This is a genomic window from Vreelandella aquamarina (assembly GCF_900110265.1).
GTDB classification, from domain to species: Bacteria; Pseudomonadota; Gammaproteobacteria; order Pseudomonadales; family Halomonadaceae; genus Vreelandella; species Vreelandella aquamarina.
Genome location: NZ_FODB01000094.1, coordinates 1 through 6510, shown reverse-complemented (window position 1 = coordinate 6510; position 6510 = coordinate 1). Strand labels below are relative to the sequence as shown.

The 6510-nt window shown below is 56.1% G+C and carries 6 protein-coding genes and 2 pseudogenes; 7 read left to right on the top strand and 1 reads right to left on the bottom strand.

The genetic code is table 11. The annotated features are described in order from the left end of the window. Positions 1 to 347: helix-turn-helix domain-containing protein (locus BMY49_RS16685; protein ID WP_143058162.1), on the bottom strand; the 347-nt coding region annotated here is incomplete at its 3' end. Between the two features lie 93 nt (positions 348 to 440). Here BMY49_RS16685 and BMY49_RS16680 point away from each other — a divergent pair. From BMY49_RS16680 to BMY49_RS16655, 7 genes and pseudogenes are all read left to right on the top strand, one after another. Then, a pseudogene (locus BMY49_RS16680) lies at positions 441 to 575 on the top strand (glucose-1-phosphate thymidylyltransferase); the annotation flags it as partial. A 73-nt stretch (positions 576 to 648) separates the two neighbouring features. Continuing rightward, positions 649 to 1197, top strand: coding sequence for a dTDP-4-dehydrorhamnose 3,5-epimerase (gene rfbC / locus BMY49_RS16675; RefSeq protein ID WP_089676106.1), 549 nt, complete (start codon positions 649 to 651; stop codon positions 1195 to 1197). Between the two features lie 58 nt (positions 1198 to 1255). After that, positions 1256 to 4060, top strand: coding sequence for a glycosyltransferase (locus tag BMY49_RS16670; RefSeq protein ID WP_089676105.1), 2805 nt, complete (start codon positions 1256 to 1258; stop codon positions 4058 to 4060). A gap of 64 nt (positions 4061 to 4124) precedes the next feature. Further along, on the top strand, positions 4125 to 4874 hold the full coding sequence (locus tag BMY49_RS16665) for a sulfotransferase family 2 domain-containing protein (protein WP_089676104.1): 750 nt from the start codon (positions 4125 to 4127) through the stop codon (positions 4872 to 4874). Beyond that, the gene (locus tag BMY49_RS16660) at positions 4819 to 5865 is read left to right on the top strand and encodes a glycosyltransferase family 61 protein (RefSeq protein WP_089676103.1); all 1047 of its coding nucleotides are present in this window, start codon (positions 4819 to 4821) and stop codon (positions 5863 to 5865) included. Before BMY49_RS16665 ends, BMY49_RS16660 begins: the two co-directional genes overlap by 56 nt. 45 nt (positions 5866 to 5910) lie before the next feature. Continuing rightward, complete coding sequence (locus BMY49_RS17640) at positions 5911 to 6165, top strand: hypothetical protein (RefSeq protein WP_208596226.1); 255 nt, start codon at positions 5911 to 5913, stop codon at positions 6163 to 6165. Positions 6166 to 6244: 79 nt separating this feature from the next. Beyond that, positions 6245 to 6510, top strand: a pseudogene (locus BMY49_RS16655) (IS1380 family transposase); the annotation flags it as partial.

Genomic DNA, 6510 nt, shown 5'->3' with positions numbered 1-6510 from the left:
TCCTCCTGAAAGCGGGCGTGCAAGGAGCGGAGCTGATGGGGCTGTTCTGCGACCAGCTCCTGCAGTCGCTGATGGTCATTGTCATCCAAGGCAGGCGTTCGACCACTGCGCGGCTTATCGATTAGACCATCAAGGCCCGACGCTTCCCATTGCTTGAGCCATCGTGATACGGCATCGCGACGAACCTGCAGTATCTCGCTGATTTGATTGATGGTATGGCCTTGATTGCTTAACAGGATGGCATGAGCACGACGACGTAAGGCGCGCTTCTCACCATCTTGATAAGCAGAGGTCAGCGTCTGCTGTTCAGAGTCAGAAAGTGGAGCAATAAAGCGCCTTCTTGCCATGGTTCCATCCGCGCCCGAGATCCTCGTATCGATAATGCACGAAAATATTAGATTAAGCACTTAAGTCTTGCCCTTAGCCAATCCTTGTTGGAAAAAATTGCGTGCTTGGAAGAAATTGCTTGGCAGCAAGGCTGGGTGAGCGATGAACGCTTAGCCGAACTTGCCAAACCGCTTGCCAAAACCCAATATGGGCAGTACCTACAGCGCCTGTTAGCAGGCAAGAAGTAACCGGTAAACGGTGAGTGGTAAGTCGTCGACGGCCCCACTCACCCCTTCACTATTCACTATTCACGGTTCCCCCATGCACTACGAAAAACTCGCCATTCCCGACGTCGTCCTGCTCACCCCCAAGGTCTTCGGCGACGAACGCGGCTTCTTCATGGAAACCTTCCGCCAGTCCGAGTTCGAGCAGCACTGCGGCGACTACACCTTCGTTCAGGATAACCACAGCCTGTCGGCCCACGGTATCCTGCGCGGCCTGCATTACCAGCTGGAGAAACCCCAGGGCAAGCTGGTGCGGGTGACCCGCGGCGAGGTGTTCGACGTGGCGGTAGACCTGCGCCAGTCGAGCCCCACCTTCGGTCAGTGGGTGGGCGCCACGCTCTCCGCCGAGAACAAGCAGCTGCTGTGGGTGCCGCCGGGCTTCGCCCACGCCTTCTACGTCACCAGCGACGAGGCCGAGTTCCAGTACAAGTGCACCGATTACTACAACCCCGGCGACGAATACTGCATCCGCTGGGACGACCCAACGCTTTCTATCGATTGGCCGCTAGCGGCCGGCAACCCGCCGCGGGTCTCCGAAAAAGACGGGCAAGGCGATGCCTTTGTAGATGCTCCCAAGTTTGAATAAACCACTTGTAATTACTTGGCAGCCGCGGGCTGTAAAATCAAGCAACGGTATTCCATCTATGTCCAAGATCAAGAAAGATCGTAGCGCAGAATCATTTCCAAAAGACCCCAAGCAGTTCGAGGGCCATATCGACCACTATGAAGGTGGTGTAGTGACCGGATGGGCCTGGGACCCGGAGCTGCCAGATAAACCCATTACGGTTGAGGTCTTCAGCAGTCATGAGCTGTTGGGAATCGCCGTGGCGGATCAGTTCCGACCGGACTTGAAGCAGCAGGGAAGGGGCAACGGGAAGCACGGCTTTCAGGCCAAGGTAAAATCGCCTCAGCAAGCCGGCAAGGTAGAGTTGAAGATAAGCGACGCCGAATCGGGTATATCCATTGCTGCGAAAACTTTCGAAGTCGAAGTCCAGGCGCCGCAAAACCAAGGAATCGTCTTTGAAGAGTTGGCATGGGGGCACCTGCAGGGGAGTATCCGCATCAGTGGCAGTGATGGGGAGCACATCGGTTTCAACCTCATCGGCGAGAACGGCGATGTGCTCGACCAGGCCGGCGCGGTGAAGGTCGGCCCCGGCCACTACCGCTTCAATATCCCTGTGCCCCGCGAGCTGTGCGATGGCGGCCTGCATGCGCTTACCCTCTCGCTGCTGGGCAACGTCAACGCCGAAGCCACCTACGTGGATGTGTTCCCCAGCATCCTCACGCCTTGGGAGCATCTTTCCAGCAGTGCCCGCGAGCTGAACTACTCCAGCCTCTCGCGCACCGCCGGCTATCGCTACGAATCGCTGCGCCGCCAGCTGGAGAACCTGGAGGCCAGCAAGTCCACTCCCCAGGTGACGGCGCAGATCGCCAACCTGATGCTCGCCCATCAGGTGGTGCTGGAAGGCTACGAGGGGCGCAAGCGCTTCCCCAAGCTCAGCCTGCCCAAGGTCGCCAAGCCCGATGTCTCCATCGTCATCCCGGTGCACAACAAGCTGGAGCTGACGTACCACTGTCTGGCCTCGTTGATCCTGGCCTGGAACAAGGCCAGCTTCGAGGTCATCGTGGTAGACGACTGCTCCACCGACCGCACCACCGAGCTGCCGGAGATCGTCGAGAACGTCAACGTCATCGTCAACGAGCATAACCTCGGCTTCCTGCGCAACTGCAACAAGGCCGCCAAGCAGGCGCGCGGCGAGTACGTGGTGATGCTCAACAACGACACCGAGGTCACCTCCGGCTGGCTGGACGAGATGGTCGACACCTTCCAGCGCTTCGACGGCGTGGGCATGGCCGGTTCCAAGCTGATCTACCCGGACGGCAAGCTGCAGGAGGCGGGCGGCATCGTTTGGGGTAACGGCCAGCCGTGGAACCTGGGCAACCGCGGCAACCCCCAGGCGCCGGAGTGGAACTACGCCCGTCAGGCGGATTACCTCTCCGGTGCCTCGCTGATGGTGCCGCGCAAGATCTGGGAGGAGGTCGGCGGCTTCTCCGACGAGTTCGCCCCCGCCTACTACGAGGATACCGACCTCGCCTTCAAGATCCGCGACTATGGCTACAAGACGGTGTACGCCCCCTACTCGGTAGTGGTGCACTTCGAGGGCATGAGCAACGGCCGCGACGAGAGCCAGGGCGTGAAGAAGAACCAGGTGATCAACGCGCCCAAGTTCCGCGCCAAGTGGATCGACAGCTACATGAACAACGGCCAGCCGTCGTTCGACAACGTGCCCTTCCACAAGGACCGCGGCGTCGCCTACCGCGTGCTGCTGATCGACTACGCCGTGCCGCGCCCCGACCACGATGCCGGCTCCTACGCCGCCGTGCAGGAGATGCGCATGCTGCAGGCCAACGGCTTCAAGGTCAGCTTCGTGGCCGAGAACATGGCCCATATGGGCAAGTACACCGATGCCCTGCAGAAGATGGGCGTGGAGTGCTTCTATGCCCCCTTCCAGACCTCGGTAGAGCAGGTGCTGCAGAGCCGCGGCAACGAGTTCGATGTGGTCTACATCACTCGCTTCGACGTGGCCGAGCGTCACCTGCCGGCGGTGAAGCAGCACACCAACGCCAAGGTACTGTTCAACAACGCCGACTTGCACTTCCTGCGCGAGCTGCGCGCCGCCCTGGCCGCCAACAAATCGGACCTCTCCGGCCCGCTGGCCACCCGTGACCGCGAGCTGGGGCTGATGCGCCAGGTGGATGGCATCCTCTCCTACAACCCCACCGAGCACGCGGTCATCGCCAGCCACAACCTCAAGACCGACAACCTCTACATTACCCCCTGGGTGCTGGATGGCCGCGGCCACCGCACCCCGTTCAAGGAGCGCAGCGGCCTGGCTTTCCTCGGCGGCTATCGTCACCACCCCAACATCGATGCGGTGGAGTTCTTCGTCGAGAAGGTGATGCCGCTGCTGCGCAAGCGCCTGCCCGGCGTGGCCTTCCATATCTATGGCAGCCATATGCCGGAGAGCTTCAAGCAGTACGAGGCCGACGACGTGATCCTGGAGGGCTTCGTCGAGAGCCTGGACGACGTGTTCGAGAGCGCCCGGCTGATGGTGGCCCCACTGCTCTCCGGCGCCGGCATCAAGGGCAAGGTGCTGGAGGGCATGTCTGCCGGCGTGCCCCAGGTGCTGAGCCCCGTGGCCGCCGAGGCCACCGGCCTCACCCATGGCGTCAGCGCGATGATCGTGGAGGAGCCCCAGGCCTGGGTCGAGGCCATCGCCGAGCTCTACGAAGACGAGAAACGTTGGCAGCAGGTGAGCGACAACGCCTTGACATTGGCCCGCAGCAACTATAGCTTCGACAATGGCATTAAGGGTATGGCCAAGGCCCTGGAGGGCGTGGGCGTGTATCCGCCGAACCGCAAGAAGTCGCTGATTTCTCAGCACTGACAACAATTCCTGCGTTGATGCCCGCCGCTGGCGGGCATTCTTGCATCAGCCAGAGAGAGACCGCATGCGCAAGGTCATTCTGCACTATCACTTGTTCAAGAACGCCGGCACCTCGCTGGATGCGGCCTTCAAGGAGAATGTGGCGCCGGAGGAGTGGGTCACCCAAGAGTTCCCCGGCCAGCCCAAGGCCAATCGGGAGCAGGTCGCCCAGTGGATCCTCGAAAATCCTCAAGCGAAGATTTTCTCTTCTCACACGGCCTATCTGCCACCGCCCAAACTCGAAGGCGTGAAGGTGTTGCCGGTAATCTTCCTGCGTCATCCCATTGATCGCATCGCCTCGGCCTATGCTTTCGAGACTAAGCAGGACGGCGACAGCTTCGGCGCCGTGCTGGCGCGCAATACCGATATCTCGGGCTATATCGAGACCCGCCTGGCGTTGCCCCATGACCGCCAGTGCCGCAACTTCCATATGCAACGCCTGGCGATGATGTTCGGCGAGAAGCAGGGCGACGAGTTCACCCGCGCCAAGAAGGCGCTGGAGACCCTGCCGTTTGTCGGCATCGTCGAGCAGTTCGCCGACTCCATGGCCCGCCTGGAGAAATGGCTGCAGAGTGAAGGCTTCGAGGGCATGCAGCTCAAGCCGGTGGAGAAGAACGTCAGCCGGGATATCAAGAAATCGCTAGATGATAAGCTCAAGGACTTTGAGGAAAAGATTTCACCGGAAGTGTTTGCCAAATTGATGGAAGCAAATTTGGCGGATGTTGAAATTTTTAAGCTTTGTGAGAATTTGGATTATGAATGCGGCGCCAGATGAGTCTCTAGTGGTGAGAAAGCATAAGGAAAGACATGTAGTAAATCCAGAGGTAGGTCACCCAAGGCTTTGCTGGGGAAAGCTCTTTGAGCCAGAAATTGAGGTGAGAAGGTATAGGAATGTAGTTGTTGTGCTCGAGGGGAGCAAGAAGTATATCTTTAATAAAGATGATTATTTTAAAGGTGAGGAAGTCAAAGTTGATGATGTAAAAAATATTAGAGGTCTCACCCTCAACATGGTTGAGCCAGGTGGAAGCCTGTTTAGTCACTGGCTTTTTGATTGCGTTTCAAAAATTCCTTTGGTGCGTGATGCTGGATTCAACATAAAAGATTTTAAAAATATTATTTTAAATGTTGCTAATCGTCCATATCACAATGAGACTTTGAATAAGCTTGGTGTTGACGATGGTGTGGTGGTTGAAAGAAACAAAGAGGGTACTGTATATTTGGTAGAAGACCTAATTGATATCACGCCATCTAGGTATAAGATGGTAACGCCTTGCTGGCAAGTGGAATATATTAGAAGCCTTTTCCATGATAAGGGAGCTTCAGACTGCCATACTCTACCTTCAAAGAAAGTTTTCATAAATAGAGAAAAAGGAAGGCGCGCACTGATTGATGATAACAAGGGGCTGGAGACTCTTAAAGATAGAGGGTTTGAAATATTAAATCTGGATAAAATTACTGTTTCAGCCGCGGCGAGTATTTTTAATTCTGCCGACTTTGTTTTGGGGCCGCATGGTGCAGGATTCTCTAATATTGTTTTCTCCAAGCCTAAAACAAAAGTTCTTGAGTCGTTCTCTAGACATGTCTCTTCAGAGTTTTTTTTGTTGTCGCAAGAAATAGGTGTCGAGCATGAGTTTGCTGAAGAGCCAGATGAGAAGGGGAAGAGATGGTTTGAATACGATCTCGATTACTCAAAAAATTTTGTAGATATAAATTCAGCAAAAGTTAAGTTGACAGAAACCACGCTTAGTCATGATTTTGCAAGATAGTCAATATTAAATAATAGTCAACAAGATTTATTTTGAGAGGTGTTAATGCAAGAGTTAGGGATGTACTGGTTTGTTCCAAAAAGTGGTGTGCCAAACTTAGGTGACGAGTTTGGTCGTATAGTGCTTGAAGAGATTGTAGGGGTTAGTGTAGTAAAGAAAGGGCTTTTCTCCTGTGATGCGATTTCTGTTGGAAGTATTCTAGGGTGGGGGTGGGAAAAAGGGGGGTTTAAAAACCGAGTTACACCTCTGTCAGTATTGGGCTCCGGTTTAATGCACCCTAATTTGCACCTGAATCCGTGAGACCGGCCCCCGGAAGCACTTCTAACCCACTGACCTGCATGGCAATATAGCCATTATCGCCATTCACCCAGACAGTGCCATGCCCAACATAAAGTTCCGCGCCAGTCGCCGCACCCTCACCAGCCACGCCGGGCTGTCCATCATCGGGCAATGCTTCGAGATCGCTGGCGTCGACAGCATCGACAGCCGCTTCCCCACCACGCTGGGCATGCGCACCAGTGACGTGATCAAGAGCTACCTGGGCCTGCTGTGTCTGGGCATGAGCGACTATGACGCTGTCGAGAACTTCCGCCGCGACAAGCCCTTCCAACAACTGCTGACCCTGCAGAAGGTGCCGAGCGCGGC

Bases quoted from the DNA above. Each gene is read 5' to 3' on its own strand.
- rfbC (WP_089676106.1), top strand. From the start codon at position 649: ATGCACTACGAAAAACTCGCCATTCCCGACGTCGTCCTGCTCACCCCC.
- BMY49_RS16670 (WP_089676105.1), top strand. From the start codon at position 1,256: ATGTCCAAGATCAAGAAAGATCGTAGCGCAGAATCATTTCCAAAAGAC.
- BMY49_RS16665 (WP_089676104.1), top strand. From the start codon at position 4,125: ATGCGCAAGGTCATTCTGCACTATCACTTGTTCAAGAACGCCGGCACC.
- BMY49_RS16660 (WP_089676103.1), top strand. From the start codon at position 4,819: ATGTTGAAATTTTTAAGCTTTGTGAGAATTTGGATTATGAATGCGGCG.
- BMY49_RS17640 (WP_208596226.1), top strand. From the start codon at position 5,911: ATGCAAGAGTTAGGGATGTACTGGTTTGTTCCAAAAAGTGGTGTGCCA.